Here is a 24,907-nt window from a genome sequence, read left to right on the forward strand (position 1 = left end):
TTTAAATATGTTATATTAATGAAACAACATGCCTTCAGACACTAGTTGCTTATCTAATTTTGGTCCTTCTATGTATAGTCCATAATCTGAAGGTCCTTCACCAACAAAATGATCTATCATTATGGGATGCAATCCCTTTTTTAAAGGCATTACCTTACTTACTTCTGCATTGCCCTTACTTTGTAATTCTACCACATCATGGAAGGAAACAAAATCGTAACTTCTTGTGGATTTACTACTAAAGGTATACATACCATCTACCGGGATATTAACATACCCTTTAAACCTTAGGGCAAACTTATTTTGATTTTCAAAGTCTGCCGTATCCAGATTACCAACAATCTTCGTCTTTTTTGCTTTTATGTCATCCAGTTTAGGAAGCTCATTGGTTTTTCCGTTTCCTTTATAATATGCCCTGGAAACCCCTTGCGAAGCCTTAGTTTCAATACTGGTTATTAAATTGGGAATTTGCATTTCAAAACTTGTCTCCTTGCTTTCTATAAGCTTCCCATTACTTTCCCAGATGGTCTTGGCTTTTATCAAGATTTTTTCTGTAAATGGTACTGAACCATCAAATTTTGGTGAATTAAGGGAAGGTGACGTACCATCTACTGTATAGTGCACTGTACCCGATTGTCCGATACGTTCGATATAAAAAACCCAATTTCCATCAATGAGCTGAGGGGTTTCTACTATTTTGGGTTCTGGATAAACTCTTGTAAAGGTCTTTGTTCTTGTAAAAGCTACTTTATCATCATTTTTATCAACATAAACTACGGCCTTTACATCTGTTGTTTCTGTAATAACAATAGGTTGGGTATATAAATTTGAGGCCATCGTAGGTTCGCTGCCATCCAAGGTATAATATACGGCTCCATTAGCACTGCTTTTAGTTTTTATTTCAAGCTTTAAAGTGTCTATAAATTTTTCATCTTCATATATAAACGTAATAGGCGCCCTTGACTTAGGTGTGAATACCATAGATGTTTCCAACCAGTTACCACAGCTACAACCACCTCCGGCTTCTGGTGACAATACCAAGCCTTGTGCCGGGATTGTACTAATCCAACAATCAGGACGCAAACGCTCCCATTGTGAAAACTTATTGGTTTCAAAGTTAAACTGGGTAACGCTACCTCCTCTATAGAATGCCGATTGCTCCGATAAGGCATAAGAAGCACAGCCATGTCCGGCTTTAGGCACTTCTTCTTTTAACAAGTCGCCAGTATCCAATTGATACATAGCTGGCTTTACAATTAAACGGTTATTTACAATGGCTGGTTTAGAAAGGTGTCCTCCATGATCTCCAGAAAACCAATTTTGCTCTTTATGCCATACCAGGTCTCCTGTTGCTGTACTATAGTTATAAATATAATATTTGCCTGCTGCTGATGCCACTAAAACATTAAAATGACTGCCTCCGGCCATAAAATAGGTCGTAACACCTGAAGCGGTATTGATAGGTTTTTCCCAGTTAATTTTACCAGAGACTACATTTAGGGATACCATGTATAGATCCTTGAAAATGGTTGGATCTGCCCTATTGTCTTTGGACAGTTTAAAACGTTTGTTTCTGGACTCTACAAAACTCATGGTGTTGCCGCTAATTGTTATTGTTGCGTTTATAATAAATGTAGACGGCTTCTCGTAGATCCAAACTGGTTTTAGTGTATTCTTATCTTTAGCAAAGATGTTGTAACTCACTACCTTATCTGATAATGGACCTGATTGACTATCGTACCAACCATCTCCGCCGTAGTAGTTTGTATAAGCACTTCCTTGCGGTGTTGCAGACCCTATTACCATATTGTTCTTAACACTAACATACCCCCAATCGTTTGCTATATTGGCCTTATTACTTTGTTCTACGGGTATAATAGCATCTATAGCTCCCGTGTTATTATTAATTTTAATAAGGTTTTGCTTTATTGCCGCGTATACAAAATCATCATCGGCTACCCAATTACTACAATCGCGATGTACGTTCATTCTGTTTAACCCTGGCAATTCTTTGGACCATAATACATTTCCGTTATAGGCATCAACAGCTACTATACGCTCTCTTCCCTGAACAAACATTTTTCCGTCTACAGCCAACGGAGATGGCTTTCGTCCGCTTCTATCGGTTTGAAAGCGTGGTCCCGGGCGTCCCATCCATTGGATTTCAAAGTCATCGGTTCCTGTCGATCCCCAAAGACTTTCTCCACCAAAAGCACTATTATCTGCCAAGCCATATTGGTGCGTCCACTTACCAGCCGTTTCGTAGGGTGCTTTCTTTAATTTACTATAATTATTTTCATCTATATAAGTTACTTGCCACATATTGGTTGCCTCACTCAACCAGTCATCAAAATTGGATGACACATTATCAAGAAGCGCATAGCCTTCTGGTTTTACTATTCTAATAACCTCATCGGCTTCACAACCAGATGTTTTATTTACCAGTACAATATTTGCAATATCACTGGTTATTGGTAAATTGGATAGATCGTGTACATGATGTACAGCTATTTTACCACCATATACACCTGTAGCTTGTAACGCTTCTCTTAATGCCTGCACATCGGACTCCGAAGTATCAAACAGCATAACTTTAATACCGGGAATGGAAGCGATCTCTAATGCTTTATCTTTATTGTTCGTTCCAAATACAACGGCTATTCCTTTTTTGAAATCTTTTAGGTTTTCAATTTCTTTTACCAGGGCGCTTTTTTCCGGACTAACATTCGTTGGATCGTCATGGGCTTCATAGTTAAAGAAATTATCGAACTCATAGCGTTTGCTTTTATGCTCCCCAGAAACGATCTGATACCCATAAATAAAGTCCTTTCTAAGGTCTGTAATTACCACACGATGCTCTTTCGCTGGTGCTTCTTCTTTAAATTGCTTTCCGCCAAAATCATCGCCCCAGTAAGTGGTACAAGTAATAGCATCTTTTGTAACATAGGTTATCTCCACAGAGTCAGGTCCTACAGTAGTTACAAAAGGACCCGCCTCAAGTTCTAAATCAGCTACCTCAGATTCTTCAGCAGCTTTAATTACCTCATCAACACGAGCTGGCTTATCTGCGTTTTCGGCTAATAAACTATTTTGTCCTTTACCACTTCTAAAGCAGTATATATGGCCTTCGCCTGTTGATGCAAACAACGCATTATCGGCTATGGTCAATGCATAAACAGCACCTTTTACAGGGGCTTCCCAAAGCGGAAATCCATTTTTGGTACTTACAGCATATACTTTATCTGTCGCGCCAACATAGAGTACATCTCCTGATATAACAATACGATGTGCTTTATAATCACGTTTTAACCAAACAACTTTCTTGGTTTTTCGGTCATAGGCCGATATGGAATTATCGGTTAGAATGTAGCTAAAATCTCCACTAACTACCATTTCCTTACCGTCTTTAAAAGACATGTAATCGGCGTTCTTTTTATCCTTTCTTTCAGCTACAGAAGCAAATTCTCCTATTGTTTCAGCAATCCCTTTGGCTCTTGTGTTATTGGGGTGTACTATGTTTTTTTCTGGCGTTACCAGTACGAAGCATCCTCCAGTTCCTGCCAACTGCCCTTTACTCTCTCCTGTATTTTTATCGAAGAAAATAGGAGATATACGGCCTTGTGGCTGAATAATCTTTGAGCCTGTTGAAGCCATCGCGCCTTCTAAGGTTAAATTCTCATAAGTTTTAATATACGTCCCAGTACCTTCAGGTTTTCCTGTTTTAACATTCACGGCACAGAAGTAGGAATCTTTCCAAGGCAATAGTGATGCTCCAAAATAGGCTATATCGTCTTCTATTAAAATCCCCGTTCTTATAGGCCAAAAGGAAATAAGGGCATTATTGTTAATTACTTTTTTAGGTTGTTCTGCTACAGGTGAATACTTCCATACTAATTTACCACTGGTTGCTTTAATACAGTAAGCATAGCCATCATCCGATCCAAAGAATAATTTCCCCTGGTAAAATACCGGAGCCACACGAATGGGACCGCCTGTTGTAAAAGTCCATAGTTCCTTACCTGTTTTACTGTCTAAACAGTGAATGGCATTATCGGCAGTCGATCCATAATACAATTTATTGCCCACAACAACAGGATAATATGATAGGTCGTAATCCCGCATGGATGGTAAAGGCCCACTTCGAGCATAAGTATCTTCTTTTGCAGGTCCATACCAAGCAGGTACAGGCATTTGTGGTGCAATATACTGCCAATCCTCTCCCAAACTCGCCAAATCTAGCTGTATAGCTGCGTTGGCACTGCGGTAATTATCCTTTTTAAATTGCGGCCAATCATTAGCTATATCCAGCTTCATTTCTTCTTCGCAATTGTAGCACAAAGCCATAAGTACCCCTAGAAGGAGCGCTTTCATTGTAACATGCTTTAATATCTTTTTCATCTGTTAGGTATTTATTTGTTTTTTAATGGTCAGATGCAATGCCCTAATTATCATTTTCGGTTGGTTAGCAACTTTTGTTAATGGGCATTTCATACGTCTAAATTTTAGTGATCATGTTATTAGTTGTCCTTTGTCCAATCGAATGGTTCGGGTAGCATAAGCATCTGCTAAATGTCCGTGTGTAACCATAATGACCGTTCCTCCGTTTTCTTGATAAGCTTTAAGATAATTCATAACATCTATGGTATTTTTCTCATCCAGATTTCCTGTAGGTTCATCTGCCAAAATCAAAGAAGGGTTGATTATAAGGGCTCTTGCCAATGCTACGCGCTGCTTCTCCCCTGCGCTTAACTGTGAAGGTTTGTGATACAGCCTATCTTTAATCCTCAGTTCCTCTACAATACGAAAAACATCTGCTTCGTTAATTTGCGCATTGGTAAGTGTGTTTGGAAGCATGATATTTTCAAAAACATTTAAATAGGGCAACAGGTGATACGATTGGAATACAAAGCCAATTTCATTAGCTCTATAATTACCGCGCTCCTTTTCAGACAGTTTGCATAAATCCTTATCCTTAACAATTACAGTTCCCGAGGACGGCTGTAACATGCCTCCCAAAATAAATAGAAGGGTTGATTTACCACTTCCACTTTCTCCTTTAATTAATAAAAACTCTGATGTTTCAACTTTTAAATTGATACTGTTTAAAGCTGTAACCTTACTTTTCCCAGAATTAAACTGTTTACTTATGTCTTGTATCTCTAACATATTCTATTCTTTAAGTAATTCTGCTGAATCCCTATTAACAGCCCATAGCACAGGCAATAATGATGATAATGCTGCGAAAAAAGGCCCTATAATTACCGCTCCAAGTAACAATAAGTAATTTGGGGCAATGGCTATTTTAGTGACATTGAATACATTAGGCCCTAATTGATAGGAGCCTATCGTACCAATTACAAACCCAATAATGGCTCCAATAAACCCAATGAGCAATGCCCGTAAAAAAAACTGTTTACTTATATTCCAACTGGTAACTCCTATAGCACGCATAATACCTATTTCTGGGGTACGTTCTTTTACATTTGTCATTGTCACCGACCCAAGCCATAAAGCACAAATAATGAGTATAATCGGAAATAAGAAGAAAAAATACCTGTCGGCCATTTTACGTTGCTTTTCTCTAGCATCGGCCACACTGGATTTCATAATGACTTTCGCTTCGGGTGCTATTTTTTTCAACTCTGCCCTAAGTTCTCCCAGAGGATCTCCATTTTTAGTGGAACACATGCAATTAATGGCCATTACTTCATTAACACGTCCTTTCATTTTCACTAAGGACTGAAGTGTCGCTAAATCGAAATACATCCTAACATCGTCTTCACTTCCCGATTCTGTTAAGGTTTTAGAAACTTCAAATGGCTTATTAAAAACGGTAATCGTATCACCTTCTTTTATATTGAACTGGTTTGCTATCTCGTACCCCAAATACACTTTATCTTTTTCTATGGCAAAAATCATTTTTGACTTTTTTGCTCCTGAGGGTTCTCTTTCCTGGCTTGAAATTCCGGTAAGCACTACATGTTTGTCTTGCCACTCTACACGTTTATGAAGCGTAGCTGTTAAATGTGCATAGTTAACGGACTTTTGATTTACCAATTTATCGACTACTTCTTCAGACATACTCAAATTGGAATAGCCTTCTACCCAAAACTGGTTAATATCGGTACCTCCCGGAATGATGCGGACATTAAATCCCATATCCCTGGTTAATCGAATGGTTTCCTTTTGAGTTGCCCGTGTCATGGTATAAAAAAACACTACCAGCGTTACAATGGTGACCATTCCTAAAAGTCCCATTAAAAAATTGAACTTTCTATGTATTATTTCTTTTAAAATCAGTTTCATCCGTTACTTATTTTAACTACCACAAACTGCGCACCCCTTACGTTGCTTAATTCCTATGGTTTGTATATCCATAGTTCGCATATTCATCGTTAACAACTTGTTTTTTAGTGGCTCTCCAAATCCTGATATTAATTTAATGGCTTCCATAGCACCTAGGCAAGCAATGGTTCCTGAAACGGCTCCAAAAACAGGAAATCTACGTTTCCATGCTATGGGCTGTTCTGGATACAAACAGGATAAACAAGCGGTTTCGCCAGGTACGACAGTGGTTATTTGAGCCTCTAACTCGTACATAGCACAATCTACTAGTGGTTTTCCTTGTTTTACGGCCTCCCTATTCATTAAAAAACGTTCTTCAAAAAGTGGCGCAGCATCTACGATTACATCGGCCATACCCACCAATTTTTCCGCATTTGCCTCATTAATATTCTCTGGAACGCTAATTATATTTAATCTTGGGTTTAATTCTTTTAAACGACGCTCGGCCGACTCAACTCTAGGTTTTCCCAACCAATCGTGTGTCATTAACAGTTGCCTGTTCAAATCGCTTGGCTTTACATTGCCTGCATGGGCCAAAATAAGTGTTCCAATACCGGCTGCGGCTAATTCATAAGCTACAACACTACCTAAACCACCACAACGTGATACTAAAACGGTACTGTTCTTTAACCGCTCTTGTCCTTCAACACCATGGTCTGGTACGTCCAACTGCCATTCGTAAGTTGCTAATTCCTCTGCTGTTAACTGTTTCATTTTATCCGCCTGATATTGGTGACATTAATGTAATTTCCATACCATCTGCTAATGTTACATCATCGTCGTAATTTACTTGTGATTGATCGATCACTATTAAATTGGAATGCCGATAGGCTCCTTGTTCGTCAAACAGAATGGTTTTAAACCGATCTCCATACGTCATTCCCAAATTAGTTAGCAACTCCTGTAAATTGGTACCGTTACTCACTGTAACTGTATCGCTAGCTTTACCAACAACATCTTTTATTTGAGCCGTAAATTTTAATGTTATATCCATTTTCTTTTATAATTCTGCAGGCATTAATTCTTTAACATGGCCACCTTCAAATTTCAGTATATGGTCTGCCAATTGAATAGCTTCTTCTTTTGAATGTGTAACATGTAATATTGTAATATTTAAATTCTTTTTCAAGGTTTTTAACAGGTCTAGCATATCGTCTTTAGTATGCTCATCCAACGCACTTAATGGCTCATCTAAACACAATACATCTGGATAAAAACTCAAAGCCCTTGCCAAAGCCACACGCTGTCTTTCTCCTCCGCTCAAATCGTGTGCTTCGCGTTTTAACAAATAGGTAATCCCCAAATCGGTTGCCAGTTGCGCTACGCGTTCTTTAATATGCTGCTTAGGCCATTTCCTAAGCTTCAAAGCAAATCCTATGTTTTCGGCAATGGTCATATTTTTAAACAAAGCACCATCTTGTGGCACATAGCCAATTTCCCTTTTGGCAGGCATTAAGGTTGTAATCTCCTTACCATTTAACCAAATTGCTCCCGACTTTATTTTTCGTAAGCCGCAAATGGACTCCATGATTGTAGTCTTTCCACAACCAGTCTTACCCATGAGCACCATATAACTCCCTTTCTCAACTTTAAAATTGATATCGGCTAAAGTAAACTCACCTTGTTTTATGTTTATATCTACACATGTTATCATTACAAAGCTGTGTTTTTATCACCAAACAGCCTTACAATAAGCAAGACTGCAAAACCTGAAAGTATCATAATTAAAGAAACCGCTACGGCTGCTTCTATATTTCCTACCGACATCTCTAAAAATACGGTTGTGGGCAATACTTCGGTACGCATACGTGTTGCTCCCGAAAAAATAAGAATAGGACCAAATTCTCCCAATGCCCTTGCCCATGCCAATGAAGCTGCCGTTAAAATTCCGTTTTTAGCTTGTGGTAACAAAATGTAAAAAAACGATTGCCGTTGGTTACATCCCAATGTCAAAGCCACTTGTTCTTGTCTGTTATTAATTTGAATAAAGGTAACATACATGGTTCGAACAGCAAAGGCACAAGCAACCATAAACTGCGCTATAATAACACTATACACGGTATAAGTTATACGCACATGACTCTCTATAAATTGCCCTGGTGCTGTTTGAAATAAAATAAGCAAACTCAACCCAATTACTAATGGTGGCAATACAATGGGTATATCGAGTATGGCATCGATAACCTTTTTAAAACGGAATTCAAAGCGCGCCATAAAATACCCCAAAGGGATAGCAACCAACACACTTAAAATCATAGTAATTGTACAGGTAATTAAACTTAATTTAATCGCGTACTGTATCTCTTTACTTTGTAAGGCCTCCAATATATGTCCTGACGTGGTATAAGATAAATCTGCCAGCATCATTGCCAATATTAAAACGATATAGGTCGAAGCTACGACACCCATCATTAAAAAAAATGGCAAATTAGACTTTACTTTTAATAGTCGTTTATGTTCGTTTATGGTTTTTATCTTTATTATTTTTTTTAGGTTATACTATTTATAAACCATTTGGTCTCTCCTTCATAACGTCCTTAAAGCCTTATCTAAAATGTTTATGGCCTTCTGCAAATCGTTTCTTTGAATAGTTAATGCCGGCGACAATTGTAAAACATGTCCCTGGGAGACCTTAAAGCTCAATCCTTGGGACAGACAGCTATACATTATCTTTTCTGCTTCGGTATAGGCGGCTTTATTGGTTTCTGGATACCTTAACTCTACCCCCCATAAGAGGCCTAGTCCGCGTACCTCACTAATTAAGGGGTACTTACGCTTTAATGCTTCTAAGGCCGTTGCCATGAATACGGCATCATCATTTACTTTTTGCAACAAGTTATTAGAATCTATATAATCAATTACCGCCTGTGCTGCAGCACACCCAACAGGGCTTTTTTCGTGCGTGAAGTGTCCTAACGAAATATCTTGTGCTATGTTATGCTCCTCCCTACACACCATGGCTGCAAAGGGAATTATACCGCCACCAAGACCTTTTCCCAAACATAGGATATCTGGTTCTATATCAAAATTCTCAAAAGCAAACATCTTACCTGTACGTCCCAAGGCTATAGGAATTTCGTCCAAAATTAATAAGACATCGTGCTTAGTACAAATTTCCCTAATGCGTTTCCAATAGTTTTTAGAAGGAATTTGAACATCGGTATTTCTTACTGTTTCGGCTATAAAAGCACCTATTTCTCCTTCTTTTTCGATAACGTACTCCAAATAGTCGGCCGATTTCATTTCATCTTCAAAAAAACCACCACTACTCATTGGTGGTGGAATTCGTATGGCACCGGGCATCATTGGTCCCATATGCTGACGAAAAACAGCCTCTCCTCCTGCACTTATGGCATCTAGTGATGCACCGTGAAAAGAATCCCAATAGGAAACCACTTTATGCTTACCTGTAACAACACGTGCTAACTTTAATGCCATACTCACCACCGAAGTTCCTCCAGGGGCAAACAGTACCCTATCGAGCCCATTGGGAAGCAAGGCCGTTAGATTACCCGCAAAGTTAACTGCTGTTCTATTGGTATAACGCCTTGTTGAAAATGATAATTCGTCTAATTGCTTCTTAACCTGATCTACTACAAATGGATTGGAAAAGCCTATTTGATGTACGTTGTTGCCATGAAAATCAAGATATTCTTTTCCTTCTAAATTTTCGATTGTGGCATCAGAACACGTACTTAAAACATCCAAACAAGGTGTCGACATAGCCTGGTGTACAAACAAGCGTTCATCGTCTTTTAATACTTGTAAAGTTTCAGCATCTAAAATATTTTCTTGTTGCCATTGTCCTCTTTCTTTCGAAAGGTTTACATCGCCTTCTGTTTTTAGAACCTCTTTATTCATGATTAATTAGCTGTATTATATTTCCATTCAAAGCCATTTTCAAGATAATTTTTTTTCGAACTATCGGCTGTCAATGCTTTTAGCAAACGTTTCATTAAGTTTTGGTAGTTTGAATTGTTCGAAATTCCAAAATTCTGAAGGGCATTTGCCTGATCTTCGGTTAAATGCACTATATCTATTTTATCCTTTACCTGGGCTACATTGGCAGCATAAACCACAACGGCATCTAATGACCCCGTTCTAATCTGGTTTACCAATAAATCGGCTGTTGGTGTTTGTGAACGCACATTTTTATATACGGATTCCCATATATGCTGACTTTCGAGTAACCGTTTAGTCAGCGCTCCCAAAGCACTCTGATTGTGATTACAGACACCCAATTTCAAATTATCTGCCGTTAAATCCTTTAAGTTTTTAATGTTTTTCGGATTGCCTTTCTTCACCGCTATAACAATATCGGTTTTGGAAATATCTACTATGGAACCAAACTGGTCCTCTACTTGAACCATGAAGGAAATATCACAAGAGAGGTAGCCATCAGGTCGCTGCCCCGCTTTAATTTGAGACACTAAAATGCCACAGCCGTTATACACACGATCTACCTGAACACCTTCGCGTTTCTCAAAATCTTCAATGGTATTATCAATCGCAACACGATTAACCCCCCCACTGTAAAAAAGCAATCTGGGTTTCTCACTCCACTCATCACCGTTAATAATTTGATACGCATAGTCCTTAAACACGGATAAACCCTTATTTTTAGCCGATAAATACCTAACAAACTTAAGTGCTTCGGTTGGTTGTGATGAATAGTTAAGCACCCCAATGGTTACATTTTTAACATATTTGTTAAACATAGGGATTTCAACAATTTCCAAATCTTCATATTGTTTGACTGTTGCATCCCAAATTATCCCAGCATCCATACTCCCTAGCTTAATGGTATTGGCAACTTCATTTACGGTTGGCATTAAAACAGATACATGCGGCTCAAAGGCTTCCCAAAGCTGGGCTTTTACAAACATTTTTTTGGTCAACCTACCCACTGAAGCAGCGTCTGGATTAGCGATTACAACTTTAACATCTTCTTTATAGAGGTCTTCAATGGTAGTTATCCCCTTGGGATTTCCTTTGGCTACTGCAATTACAGGTTTTATATAGGCTAGTGGTTGTGTCTCCGCAATCAATCCGTGTGATTGCGCTTCTTGGATATAACTTTTATCTGCCGCCAAATATAGATCCCCTTGCTTAGCTACACGCAGATTGGACAAAAGTGTTCCAGATCCTCCATACTGCAAATCTACACGAACACCATAATCTTCATAATACTGTTTAGCCACTTTTTCTACAACGGGTTTTATTCCTGCTGCACAATATAATAAAAGGCTCTTCTCTTCTTTGTTTTGCTTACAACTGCTACAAAACACAATTAAAATCACACAAAAAGACAAAATCTGCATTTGCTTTACAAACATGAAAAATCGTATTATTTATTTAACAAAAATGCAAATATTTTTACTAATAGTAAAATATATTTGTGTTAAATTTCTAAAATTCACTAAACATATTTTACAAAAAATGCCTTAGCAATATATGCAAACTAACTAAAACACCTGCACTGATTTCTCTATACTTTAGACATATAAAAATTAAGCGGCCGACTCTTCAATAACGAAGAGTATCCGACCGCTAGTTTTTATTGTTAATCCAAAGCAAACCCCATCCTTTTATGCTATAGGGCAGCATACAGAAAAATTCATTCTATTTTACAGCTAATTTGTTGAGAACAGCTTTAGCTTCCTGTAATAAACCTTCTAAATCTTCAGGCTTTTCTGTGATATTGAATTGGGCAACTATTTCGTTTAAATAACCTAAGGTATCCAAATCGTTTTTAGCTGTAAGCTCTTCTCTAAGAATTCTAATCTTTTCAGCATCTTGAATCCCTTCTCTTAAAGTTTCAAAACGAATGGAGCTGCGATTATCAGGGTACACAATGTAAGTGTCTCCCGCAGGCCATGCTCTAAAACGGGAGTCTTGCAAAGGATTTTCTACCCAGCTGTTATACGCCCAACGTAAGAAACCGTCAAAATCGGCTGCAATCGTATACCATCCTATAAAGACACCTTCTGCTGGTTCTGAAAACGTAAAGGTATTTGGAAATTTATCTGAACAACACACATAATGGGTACTTACATAACCATTAGCACGTCTTTCAACCAGGTCTTCTTCATCTACGGGGTGCCCAAAAGCGGCAGACATGTCCTTTAGCTCATTAGGATAAAGCTTATAGCTCTTATGATTATCGGCGAAAGACACCCCAAATTCCGGCGCATGCTCATTAAGCAATTCCAACATGGCCTTCATCTCTTCAGGACCTCGCTCATCCATCGCTATTCTTGTGATGCCATCCCATCCTTTTTCTTGGACATGCGCTTTAAATTGCTTTAAAAACGGAATCCATAAGGCCTCGTATTCTGGTGTTCCCGGAGGGGCTTTTATCTTGATTTCTTTATTCTCGGCCTCATCGAAATAATAAAACTCATTACCCCAAGGCACCATGGAGTAACAACTTATCTGTTTTTTAATACCAAGATCCATCATGAACTGCACCCAATTATCAAAAACAGTAAAATCGTATTCCCAAGTACCGTCTTTTTTCTTTTTCCATCCTATCATAGCATCGAACGGATCGAAGGTTTGTCCGCCCCAGGGGCGCTTATTCAGCGATACGGTGATTACTTTTTGACCGGCATCGGCAAGACGTTTCATCAACGGCTTTAACAAATCCCAGTGTGCTTGCGACCAAGGCTCAACATTGTGAAACCGTGATACTGCATAAGGATTTTGCCATAAATCTAAATGAAACTTCCAATCGGAAGCTGACGGCAATACTTTATCAACAACATTTAAGGTCATTTCGAATTCCTTTGCTTCTTGTCCTTCTATATTTAAAGTAATCTTGCTTTTATATGCTCCCGCTTCAGTACTTGCAGGCACGTTCACGGTAATCCATAACGGACGTGTTTCTTTTGCTTTTACAGCATAGGAGGCCACCGTATCCAATGCATCTGCTGCAAGAGAGGCAGCAAAGTCTTCGGGTTTTCTATAACCACAACCACCTGCAAACTCATCGGTAATAACATATTTAACAAAACGCAACTGAGCGGCATCAGAAGGAATGGTTGCACCACTTTCAGATTTAAAATCTGAAATTTCCGCACTAACCTTTGTTATTGAATCCTTAGTCCATAACACCAATTGTCCTGAAACTCGCTCACCTTTCCAGGCCTCGGCACTTAGAGAGCCAACCTCTTTTACATCAGGAATAATGCTTTTTACAAAACGCTTATTTACAGATACAGCTGACGCCTGTAATCCGCTTGGAAGCTCCTCCCAATTTTGGGATTCACTTGGAGATGGGTCTTGTGGTTCTTCATAGGTCTGACTTACAACAACTTCTTTTTGTTGATGGCAACTTACCAAAAAGCACAACAACACGATTGAAAAAATAGTCCTCATATGTTTTATATTTACTTAACGTTTAATTATTTTATCTGGTTAATTACTATTTCTGCATCCGGCCAAGGCACCTGTTTATCGGTTTCTTTATTGGATGGCATTTGGGCATCTACACTTCGCAAATAACTCCCCAACTCCTCAGCCAAAGCTTTAAGTCTTTCCTTTTCACTCCTAGCCAAATTAGTGGTTTCCCCTATATCTTCAGCGATATTAAATAGCTCGAAGCGACTATCAAGATGATAATAAATTAATTTCCAATCACCTTTACGAATAGTACTGGAAGCCCCTATACCCGGTCCTGATGGCCCCCATTCGTTTGGATAGTGCCAAAATAAGGCTCTATCTGTATTTTTTACACTTTCACCTTTTAATACATCCTTAAAACTTAGTCCGTCTATTTTTTGAACGGCATTATAATTTTCAACACCTGCCAAATCTAAAATGGTCGGATAAAAGTCTTCAATAATGACCTGCTTATCGGTAACCGTATTTGGTTTTACCTTATTTGGCCATTTTACCAGCATTGGCTCTCGAATACCACCTTCGTAGGCCGAACCTTTACCACTATTTAAAGGTTTATTATGGGTATTAGGTTCACCGCCTCTTGCATGTACGCTCAAACCACCGTTATCCGACATAAATAAAATAACTGTATTCTCGTCCAGATTATTCTTTTCAAGATAATCCATAATATCGCCTAAACTCTTGTCCATACCTTCTACCATAGAGGCATATTTAGCTTCCTTTGGGTCTAACCCTGCATCCAAATATTTTTTCTCAAATCTATTGTCAGCATAAAGCGGCGTATGTACTGCATAATGAGCCATATACAAAAAGAAAGGTTTTTTAGCTACTACTGCACTATCCACAGCCAGTATAGCTTCCTTAGTTAGCGCTTCAGTTAAAAATATATCTTTACCGTGATATTTTTCCAAACCTGGCACAGCCCATACTTCCTTTCCTTTTTTACCATTTCCAAAATTTTCTATTCCCAGATAACTTTCTGGAGCACCAGCGGCATGTCCCGCTATATTTACATCAAATCCAATATTCTTAGGGTCTTCTGCAGGCGTTCCAATAGCGCCAAAATGCGCTTTACCAGTATGAATTGTAAAATAACCTGCGTCTTGTAATAATTTTGGCAATGGGGTAACATATACCGCATTTTCAATATCTGGTGTCGGACTCATACCATTAACATTCCATCTTGGGAATTTCAATTTTTTATGGTTTGCTTCCATTGGCTGCAGCATATCTTTCTTAAGCGTCCAATTGGTTACTCTATGCCTGGCAGCATTCATGCCTGTCATTAAACTAACCCGCGTTGGTGAGCACACAGACGTGGCATAGGCCTGCGTAAACTTCATGCCTTCACGAGCAAGACGCTCCATGTTAGGTGTTATATAACGCTCATTAAAGGGTGTTTTCTCCGTCCAAAACGGTACTGAGGTATCTTGCCAGCCCATATCATCAACCAAAAACAAAACGATGTTTGGTTGTTCATTAACTACTGTATTTCCTTGTTCCTCTGCCTTAGTCTCTTTCTGTTTACAGGAGAAAATGGTGAAGCAAATAACAACAACACTTATTACTTTATATATAGTATTCATAACTTACATTATTTGCAGTTACATGCTTACTCTAACACTTTCGCATAGTTAATTCCTAAATCGTCCCAACGGGTTTGTAATTTTTTCAAAGCCACTTTAAAACTCTCAAAGTCTTTATTTTCTGAGGTTGTCCAACCTACTTCCGCATAAGCAGCAATTCTCGGGAATGTTTGACGTTCTACATCTTTATTGGTAGGTGTCCATTCACTCCACATTTGACATCCCAACCCATAAATATTTTTATGGTACTGAGATTCCAATCCTTTTGGTATGGGATCAAAACTATAAGCCTTTTCTAAACTTATATTCTTATAACCATAATCCAAATATGTATTACTATGTAATGAATTTACAATATCGTATCCTTTTTTGGCTGCTTCTGTAGCAAGTTCTAAGTTTCCTTTCCAGAAATGAACAACTACATTCTTGGCCAACTCGGTTTCCGCCTCTTTATCGTCCTTCTTTTCTTCAAATCCTTTATGAATGTTGATTCCCATAATCTCATTCCATCCCATCATTCTTCTTCCATTTTCTTCTATGAACTTTGAAATCTTATTGGTAAAGGCAATCTGTAGATCGGCAGGCGTGTTAATACCATTATCCTTCATGTATTGTTGTACATGTTTTGATTCTTCCCAGACTTTATAACCAACTTCGTCTCCACCAATATGAATAACTTTGGAAGGGAACAACTCGAACAACTCCTTTAGAACATCCTTTACAAACTGCTCTACTTCTGGTTTTGTTACATCGTAATTATCATAATGTCTTCCAAATTTCACAGGAACATCAATATCTACACCAGCTGTTCCCAACCAAGTATAAGCCGCGATAGCTGCACTGGAGTGCCCAGGCATTTCAAATTCTGGAACAACAGTAATGTTTCTTTCTGCCGCATAAGCGACAATATCCTTAACTTGCTCTTGTGTATAAAAGCCTCCATGGGCTTCACCAGATGTTTTTCCACTTCCCCATGTTTCAATTTCACTATCAGTTCTAAAACCACCTACTTTTGTTAGTAAAGGATACTTTTTAATCTCTATACGCCAACCTGCATCGTCTGTTAAATGCCAATGAAACACATTCATCTTTAACAAGGCCATCTGATCTAAAATCTGTTTAACAAATGCTTCACCGTGAAAATAACGTGATTCATCCAACATATAAGCGCGCCATTTAAAACGCGGTGCATCTTCTACACTAACACAAGGTACTAACCATTTTTTATCTCCTTCTCCAGATTCCTTGACTTCAGGTGTTAGCATTTGTTGTACAGATTGTACGCCATAGAAGTAACCCGCCGGATCACTGGCACTTATTGTAATTTGATTTGGTGTTATGTCCAATCGGTATGCTTCCGATTGCAAGCCATCAACCTTCTTAAACACTACATTAGCAGATTCTCCCTCAACTAATTTCAACGTATTACCAGTCTCTCCTCCAATTACATTAATTAAATGATTTGCTGCAATTTGCTGCTCTGCAGTTCCAACAGAAACAGTCGTTCCGTCCTTGAAAGCAAAAGAGAACTCACCCAGAATTAAGTTTGCAGGCTTAGGGATTATAGTCACTTCAGACTGTTGAAATGTCCTGTTTTTTTCTGCACAGCTACTTATGGATATAACCAGCAAAAAAATGAAAAAAGAATAATAGCGCATAGTTTGTTTTTTTAGAAATTTATGTTTTGTGCTCGAACACAAACTTATTGGTTAATTAGTTAGAATACAAATTAATTTTATAAATAATTAAATTATAATGTAAAAAACAAAGGAGAAGAATACATATCCCCTCCTTTATAAATTACAACCTATATGATTATTTAAATTTATGTTTCTGGAAATACGATGGCTTTATTTCCATCTACAATAACCTGATTGTTCAAATGGAATTTAACTGCCTTGGACAAAACCATGGTTTCTATATCGGCACCTATACTCTTTAAAGCACCAACTGTAGACTCATGGGTTACGCGCTCTACATCTTGTTCAATAATTGGCCCTTCATCTAAATCTTCTGTCGCATAATGTGCTGTAGCCCCTATTAGTTTCACCCCTCGCTCATAAGCTCGCATGTAGGGGTTGGCTCCCTGAAACGCGGGTAAAAATGAATGGTGTATATTAATGATCTTAAACGGGTAATGCTCAATAAAATTAGACGTTAATATTTGCATATATCTGGCCATAACAATTAAATCAATCTTATTTTTATCAAACAAATCGATTAAATCCTTTTCTTGTTGAAGTCTAGTCTCATTAGAAACAGGTGCATAATAAAAAGGTATACCGAACATTTCAGCTACTGGCCTGAGCTTTTCATGATTACTCACTACCATAACAACCTCACAAGGTAACATTCCTTCTTTGTATTTAGACAACAAATCGTAAAGATTATGACTGGTATGTGAAACCATAATAGCAACCTTCTGGATTTTATCTCCATAATCGATTTTCCACTCCATGCTAAAATCTTTAGACAGCTTTTCGAACTTTTCTTCTAAATCCTTAGTTATCTGCCGATTGGTCGCAATACAAATACGCATAAAGAATTTTTTTTCTTTTACGTTTGTATATTGCTGCAAGCTAATGATGTTATAACCTTCACCGAAGAAAAATCCAGTTAACGTAGCTATAATACCTTCTTGATCAGGACACTTTATTAAGAAAGTGACAGTTTTTTGATCCATTTCATTAAATTTTGATTGTTATAGTTTGTTTATTGCTCCTTCTCCTTTGGGGCATCAATTGCTTGTGCCAGTATCTCCGAGATATCCTTGACTTTTACCTCACTTGTCTTTGCTGCAACGCCGTCGGTCATCATGGTGAGACAAAATGGACAGGATACTGCCACCGTTTTTGCCTTTGTGTCCAACAATTCCTTAACACGGCTTCTTCCTATACGTTCGTCGGGTTCATCATCAAACCACATACGACCACCCCCTGCTCCACAACAGGATGATTGACACCCGCTTCTGGCAACTTCCTTCAACGCCTTTTTGCCTGCAGCTGCTTCAATAAGGCCTCGTGGTTCGCTTTCTATGCCATTAACCCGAGCCAAATAACAAGGATCATGGTACGTAATGGATCCATCGTCTTTAATAGCTGCTTTGGCATCAACTTTAAGTTTTCCTTTATCTATAAGTTTAGACAAGAACTGTGTATGATGCAACACTTTATAATCGCCTCCAAACTGAGGATAATCTTTACTTAATGAGTTTAAACAATGTGGACAATGTGTAATGATGGTTTTCACCTTATATTTTTGCAACACGGTTATATTTTGCTCGGCTGATTCCTGGAACAAAAATTCGTCTCCCATTCTGCGGGCAAATTCACCCGTACAACGTTCCTCTGGTCCAAGCGTTGCATAATTCACGCCTGATAAATCCAAAAGCTTTACAACAGCATGTGCCACTTTTTGGATGCGACGATCGTAGGATGCTGAACACCCTATCCAATACAATACTTCAAATTCAGGATTAGATTGTACTGTTGGTACATTAAGGCCTTCAGCCCAATTGAAGCGTTCGCGTACAGGTAGCCCCCAAGGGTTTCCAGATCGCTGCACCTTTTGTAATGATGCCGCCGGTGGACCACTAAGTGCCCCCTCGCCTATTAAAAAACGGCGCATATCGGTAATAATACTGACGGGACTTACATCCAACGGACACACTTCATGACAGGCATTACAGGTCGTACAACTCCAAAGTGTTTCTGCCTTTATGATATCACCATGTAGTTTTGGTGCTGCAAGTAATGCTTGGTCTTCCATTTCATCCCGACCATGCTTTCTGGCATCCAAAACCAATGGTGCAACCGTATTAAAGTGACTTCTGATGTCCTGAACCACATCACGTGGCGAAAGTGGCTTACCGGCCTCCGTTGCCGGACAGGCATCGGTACACCGTCCACAAGCCACGCAGGCGTCAAGTGACAATAATTGTCTTTGGGAGAAATCCTGAATATTTTCAACACCTACTTTTCCAGTCTCTTCAAGTTCTTCCAAGGTAACTGGAACCATATCACCGGGTTCCCGTCTAACCAAACAAAGATTCCAGGCTCCAGCTATAATGTGCAACAAGCGTGTAAATGGCAAGGATGCAATAAAAGTAAACACCATAAGACCATGCAACCACCAGATCGTTAAATGCACAGTATCTACATTAGTTTCATTAACACCTAAAAAACGAAACACATGTGCATGCGCATTACCTACATAAGATAACCAAGGATACGCTGTATTTTCGCGAATTATACGCAATCCTTCAATCCAGTAACCCGACCATCCAATAAAAAATATGGCAGCTACCAGAAAAAAATCCGATTGGCGATAACGCACGCTATCGCCACGCCCTTTTTGAAGCATTCGGACCAAAAACCACAAGGCACCAATGGTATAGATCAATCCAAAGGTATCCATAAAGATTTCATAGACTACAAAATACAGCCCTTTATGGATTAGATTTTCACCTTCAGCTCCAAAAAGTAAATGCCCGTATTCCTCAACCGCTACCAAACACGTTCCAATAAAAAGAACCATAAAGCCAAAGAACATTAAGGCATGAAAGCGTCCTGCTTTCTTTTTACGCACACCACTTCTAACAGTTTTTTGAGTAAATACACGCTTAAAAAGTGCTTTTAAAGAGGCCTTCCAATCTATTTTTTCGCCCGTATCCTTACCAATGTCCCAGAGCTTTCTGCGTTTTAGAATACCATAAATCAAAATGCCCATAGCGGCAAAAGCACACAGATAAAAAAGCGCCTTTGAAATACTGTCTATATTACCATAAATTTCCCTTGATAACTCATTCATCGTAAATCCGTAATTAATTTTGACACAAAACTTTATTATGTAATGGCATGTCCACTTAGATGTAACCTAAAGCTTTTCGATCATTTCAGGAATGGCCTCATAAGCATCTGCTATCAATGCAAAATCTGCATAATCTAAAAGTGGTGCTTCTTCGTCGGTATTAATAGCGGCAATCACCTTCGAATTTTTCATTCCAGCCAGATGCTGAACAGCGCCCGAAATACCAATCCCTAGATATAAATCCGGTGCAACTATCTTTCCTGTTTGTCCTACCTGATTTTCATTGGGCGCAATTCCGGCATCTACTGCCGCTCTTGAACTTCCTGTACCACCGCCTACTTTATCGGCTAAACCACCTATGAGGCGTTCGTAATCTTCTGCGGTTTTAAAGGCACGACCACCTGATATAACAATAGCCGCTTCTGTAACATCCGGACGTGTACTTTGTTTGATGGAAACCGATTCGAATTGAATGGCCGACGGTAGTATGGAAACATCAATATCTAAAGCAGTGACCGTTGTTTCTTCAGAAGGTACGGCAGGCTCAAATGCCGATTGTAATGCCGTTACTATTACGGGTGCTCCATTAACAGCTACCCATGCCGCAACACCTCCTGCGTGCATGGTGCGCTTCCAGACCAATTTGCCATTGCGATTCTCACAGGCTATGGCATCGGTTACCATTGCGCCTCCTAATTGTGCTGCTGCACGTGCCACGCAATCCTTTCCCTGTGTCGTAGATGCCGCAACAACAAGATCTGCTTCGCGCTGTTGCGCTATTAAAGCGATAGCTGCTCCGTAACGATCAGCTGTTGCATGCGCCAGAGTAGCATCGCTTAGCGTAAATGTTGGCGCATATGCTGACGCCGCCACTGCAGCGGCTTCAATATCATTACCAAGTATAGCGATTTCTATTTCTCCGTTTGCGGCTTCGGCTGCATTTTTAGCAAGCGTAATGGCACTTCGGCTGGCATGCCTTACATCATTTTCCTGAACTTCTGCTATAACTAAAATTTTCATACGTTTAAATTTTGATAATTCATTGATTTTATATTAATTATAAAATTGAGAACGTATGCAATCGCTACGCTCTCACATTAAAAATTTTAAACATTCCCTTTTGTGAAAAAATGCTTAAATTTTGTTAATGTTCGTTTCATCTATTCTGTATTATTATTTATATATCAATTAAAGGACACCAACACCTTTTAGTTTATCAATAAGCTCGTCCACACTGTTTACACGTACACAATTGCGTTTGGCGCTAAGCGTTTCCATTGAAAGTACTTCTACCTTAGCATCAATAGAGACTCCCAATTCATCTGGTGTTTTTGAATCCAATGGTCTGCGCTTGGCTTTCATTATTGCCGGAAGTGAGGCATATCGTGGCTCATTAAGCCGAAGATCGGTCGTTATTACTGTCGGCAATTCCATGGATACATTTTCGATACCTGAATCTGTTTCGCGTGCCACTTTCACGCGGTTGCCCTCAAAACTAATATTAGAGGCAAAAGTGGCCTGGGGCCAGCCTAGGTGACAGGCCAAAAATTGACCTGCCTGATTATTGTCCCCGTCAATGGCTTGTTTTCCCATAATGATAAGATCGGGCTGCTCTTCATCGGCAACTGCTTTAAGCAGATTGGACACGACCCAAGAATCCAGTACCTCATCTGTAACGATATGTATCGCACGATCTGCTCCCATGGCAAGTGCGATACGTATTTCTTTTTCACAATCCTGGGAACCTATGCCTACAGCGACAATTTCAATATCGCCTCCTGCTTCACTGCGTTCTTCCTCCCTAATTCGTAAAGCTTCTTCTAGGGCTATGGCATCAAAAGGGTTTATTACACAGGGTATTCCATCCAGATTAACAGCTGTTTTTGCATCGTTTAAATGGATGGGCTGGTCCGGATCGGGAACCCGTTTTGTTGGAACTAAAATTTTCATCTGTTTAAATTTTATTGTTTTTATAGGTCAGATGTAATTCGCCAATATCATTTAGGTTGGTATCAACTTCCTGTTATGGCTCATTTCATATTCTATAATTCTTATTTATTTTTTTACCTTAAAAACTCGAGACCTATACATAAGCAAGATCTTGATTTCGCAAACTATTTAACAAAGAATCCTTTCCCTGTTCGGATCATACACACACACGTCGTGGCGTTTACACTTAATCCGTTTTCCAAAAGACTCTATTTCATATTCTTTGGTATCCAAATAAGCCTTGGGTACATAGGCATAAGCAATTGTTTTACCAAAGGTATGGGAGTATGCTCCCGATGTCACGATCTCAACAACTTTACCGTCGCAGTATAACGGCTCCGATCCGTAGATCTCGGTTTCTTCTTCCAGCTCAAAGAAGCACATTTTAAAGCGCGGTCCTTCTGCTTTGATTTTAGCAAGTGCGTCTTTACCAATAAAATCTACTTGCTTTTTAAGGTGTACATTAAACCCTAATCCAGCACAATAGGGGTCGTAATCGGCTGTGAGGTCTCCACTCCAATAGAAATAACCTTTTTCTACCCTACAACATTCCAAAGCACGATAACCAACATTGGTTATTCCAAATTCTTTTCCTGCTTCCATAAGTTTTTCATACACATAAGCGGTATATTCTACTGGTATATGCAGCTCCCATCCCAATTCGCCGTGATAACTTACACGTAATGCCTGAACCGGAGCGGAGCCTATGTGTATTTGTTTGCAAGTACCAAACGGGAAGTCTTCATGCGATACATCATCAAACTTTGTTATTAATGTTTTCTCAAGCACCTTACGGGCATTGGGTCCACAAAGATTAAGTACGCCACGTGACGATGTACAATCATAGGCTACACAGGCTTCACCATCTTTTATATTCGTGTTGATCCAATCCAAATCGTGGGCGGCAAACGAGGTACCAGTTATCATGTAGAAATGATCTTCGCCTAATCGAGCAATCGTAACATCACACTCAATACCGCCATCTTTATTGCACATTTGAGTATAGGACAAGCTTCCTACCGGTTTATTCATATTACGGGTACATAAACGTTGTAACACCTGCAAGGCATCTTTACCCCGAATTTCTATTTTACCAAATGAGGTCTGATCCAAAATAGCTACGTTCTCACGAATGGCTTTCACCTCGCGACCTACATGTTCATGCCAATGGGGTCTGCCCCACGCCATCTCTTCTTTGGGTTCAACGCCTTCGGGTGCAAACCATAATGCACGTTCCCAACCTGTTTTCTCACCAAAACAAGCCCCTTGTGCTTTCAGTTTATCATAAAGCGGACTGCGACGCAGGTTACGCTCCTGCTTATCTTGTTCATGAGGCCAAGCCAAAGTATAATGTTTAGGATAGTGCTCCCAGGTACGTGCTCCTACATATTTATCGGCGGTATAGTGAGGCGCTCCAAAACGTCGGATGTCCTCTGAATAAATATATAATTTGGGTCGACCATCCAATATCCACTCAGAAACGGCTTTACCTACTCCTCCTGCTCCAGCGATACCAAAACAGTTCATACCTGTAGCCAAAAAGAAGTTTGACACTTCAGGAGATGGCCCTAACAAATAATGTGAATCCGGGGTATATCCATCCGGTCCATTAATCATTTGGCGTACTTCGGCATTTTCAAGGATTGGTGTTCTTTCCAAACCAGGAATAAAAAGCTGTTCGAACTGATCGTAATTAGGCTCAAAAAGCTGAGATACGAAATCCCAAGGCATATCGCCATGGTTATACAATATTGGAGCCAGCTCGAATCCTCCAAAAATTAACCCACCGACTTCTGAACGGTAATATACGGCTTTGTCCGGATCGCGTGTAACAGGCAGATTACGTGGCACGCCTTCCATTTCTTTAGTCACCATATATTGGTGTTCCATAATGGCGATAGGCACATTAACTCCGGCCATTTGCCCAACACGTCGTGCCCACATACCAGCACAGTTCACAACGGTATCACATTTTACAATGCCTTTATTAGTAATAACGCCCGTGACTTTTCCATTTTCCTTTTCAAATCCTTCCACCATAGTGTTTCGGAATATACGTCCGCCATTGGCACGTGCTCCCCGAGCCAATGCCTGGGTTAGCATGGAGGGATCGGCATAGCCATCGGTCGCACAGTATACACCACCTACACATCCATCAAGTTGCATAATCGGAAACTTTTCCTGGCATTGTTCGGGTGTAAGTATTTCAACTTCCAAACCAAAGGATTTTCCTTGTGTGGCAATCTTGCGAAGTTCCATCATGCGTTCTTCTGAAGATGCCAAGCGGAGTGACCCTACTTCATTCCAACCAGCGGGTTGACCTGTAATTTCTTCCAGGCGGCGATACAGATCGGCAGAATATTGCACCAATCGTGTTACATTACGTGATGAACGGAGTTGGCCAACCAAACCAGCCGCATGCCATGTGGCTCCATTGGTTAAATCATTTTTCTCAATTAATATCGCTTCAACACCACGCTCTGCAAGATGATAAAGCACACTCGTACCCACTACGCCACCGCCAACAATAACGATAGGTGCATAGTCGGGCAAATTAGATTTCGATGTAGTTTCTGTGCTCATTAGTTAATTATTGTAATAGGATTTTGTTTGTCACTGAAACAACCATTATGTTTAATATAGGTATAACAGTGTTTAATATAAGTCAAATATATAAAAGTACTTTTACATAAAAAACTTTTTTTAGTGCCTGAGTATAATTTTTTTTAGGGATATAAATTGACACCCAACTAATTGAAGTTTTCACTGACGTT

General features: G+C 39.4%; 17 protein-coding genes. All 17 read right to left on the reverse strand.

The features are described from left to right. Positions 1-15: 15 nt before the first annotated feature. Positions 16-4,398: an outer membrane protein assembly factor BamB family protein gene (locus ABD792_RS01500; protein ID WP_345003946.1), complete on the reverse strand. Its 4,383-nt coding sequence runs from the start codon at positions 4,396-4,398 to the stop codon at positions 16-18. A gap of 111 nt (positions 4,399-4,509) precedes the next feature. Then, positions 4,510-5,166: an ABC transporter ATP-binding protein gene (locus tag ABD792_RS01505; protein WP_345003947.1), complete on the reverse strand. Its 657-nt coding sequence runs from the start codon at positions 5,164-5,166 to the stop codon at positions 4,510-4,512. Positions 5,167-5,169: 3 nt separating this feature from the next. Next, on the reverse strand, positions 5,170-6,306 hold the full coding sequence (locus tag ABD792_RS01510) for an ABC transporter permease (protein WP_345003948.1): 1,137 nt from the start codon (positions 6,304-6,306) through the stop codon (positions 5,170-5,172). A gap of 12 nt (positions 6,307-6,318) precedes the next feature. Then, positions 6,319-7,059 (reverse strand): HesA/MoeB/ThiF family protein, encoded by a 741-nt coding sequence (locus ABD792_RS01515; protein ID WP_345003949.1) that lies wholly within the window; start codon positions 7,057-7,059, stop codon positions 6,319-6,321. Position 7,060: 1 nt separating this feature from the next. Further along, positions 7,061-7,339: a MoaD/ThiS family protein gene (locus tag ABD792_RS01520; protein ID WP_345003950.1), complete on the reverse strand. Its 279-nt coding sequence runs from the start codon at positions 7,337-7,339 to the stop codon at positions 7,061-7,063. Between the two features lie 6 nt (positions 7,340-7,345). Beyond that, positions 7,346-7,999, reverse strand: a complete 654-nt coding sequence (locus ABD792_RS01525) for an ABC transporter ATP-binding protein (RefSeq protein ID WP_345003951.1) — start codon at positions 7,997-7,999, stop codon at positions 7,346-7,348. Beyond that, complete coding sequence (locus ABD792_RS01530; RefSeq protein ID WP_345003952.1) at positions 7,999-8,772, reverse strand: ABC transporter permease; 774 nt, start codon at positions 8,770-8,772, stop codon at positions 7,999-8,001. Before ABD792_RS01530 ends, ABD792_RS01525 begins: the two co-directional genes overlap by 1 nt. A 99-nt stretch (positions 8,773-8,871) precedes the next feature. Beyond that, a complete protein-coding gene (locus ABD792_RS01535) occupies positions 8,872-10,206 on the reverse strand; it encodes an aspartate aminotransferase family protein (RefSeq protein WP_345003953.1) in 1,335 nt (444 codons plus the stop codon). Positions 10,207-10,208: 2 nt separating this feature from the next. Beyond that, a complete protein-coding gene (gene modA / locus ABD792_RS01540; RefSeq protein ID WP_345003954.1) occupies positions 10,209-11,681 on the reverse strand; it encodes a molybdate ABC transporter substrate-binding protein in 1,473 nt (490 codons plus the stop codon). Between the two features lie 286 nt (positions 11,682-11,967). Continuing rightward, positions 11,968-13,725, reverse strand: coding sequence for a DUF4091 domain-containing protein (locus ABD792_RS01545; RefSeq protein ID WP_345003955.1), 1,758 nt, complete (start codon positions 13,723-13,725; stop codon positions 11,968-11,970). A 26-nt stretch (positions 13,726-13,751) separates the two neighbouring features. Continuing rightward, positions 13,752-15,335, reverse strand: coding sequence for a sulfatase (locus ABD792_RS01550; RefSeq protein WP_345003956.1), 1,584 nt, complete (start codon positions 15,333-15,335; stop codon positions 13,752-13,754). Positions 15,336-15,361: 26 nt separating this feature from the next. After that, positions 15,362-16,993 carry a beta-N-acetylhexosaminidase gene (locus ABD792_RS01555; protein WP_345003957.1) on the reverse strand — a complete coding sequence of 544 codons (1,632 nt, stop codon included), beginning with the start codon at positions 16,991-16,993 and terminating at the stop codon, positions 15,362-15,364. Positions 16,994-17,160: 167 nt separating this feature from the next. Beyond that, positions 17,161-18,018, reverse strand: coding sequence for a formyltetrahydrofolate deformylase (purU, locus tag ABD792_RS01560; RefSeq protein WP_345003958.1), 858 nt, complete (start codon positions 18,016-18,018; stop codon positions 17,161-17,163). Positions 18,019-18,047: 29 nt separating this feature from the next. Then, complete coding sequence (locus ABD792_RS01565; protein WP_345003959.1) at positions 18,048-20,144, reverse strand: heterodisulfide reductase-related iron-sulfur binding cluster; 2,097 nt, start codon at positions 20,142-20,144, stop codon at positions 18,048-18,050. 66 nt (positions 20,145-20,210) lie between these two features. Next, entirely contained in the window at positions 20,211-21,164 is a 954-nt protein-coding gene (locus ABD792_RS01570; RefSeq protein ID WP_345003960.1) for an electron transfer flavoprotein subunit alpha/FixB family protein, read from the reverse strand. 168 nt (positions 21,165-21,332) lie between these two features. Further along, positions 21,333-22,094, reverse strand: coding sequence for an electron transfer flavoprotein subunit beta/FixA family protein (locus ABD792_RS01575; RefSeq protein ID WP_345003961.1), 762 nt, complete (start codon positions 22,092-22,094; stop codon positions 21,333-21,335). A gap of 168 nt (positions 22,095-22,262) precedes the next feature. Further along, entirely contained in the window at positions 22,263-24,716 is a 2,454-nt protein-coding gene (locus ABD792_RS01580; protein ID WP_345003962.1) for a GcvT family protein, read from the reverse strand. Between the last annotated feature and the right edge of the window lie 191 nt (positions 24,717-24,907).

The organism is Snuella lapsa (assembly GCF_039539345.1).
Lineage (GTDB): Bacteria > Bacteroidota > Bacteroidia > Flavobacteriales > Flavobacteriaceae > Snuella > Snuella lapsa.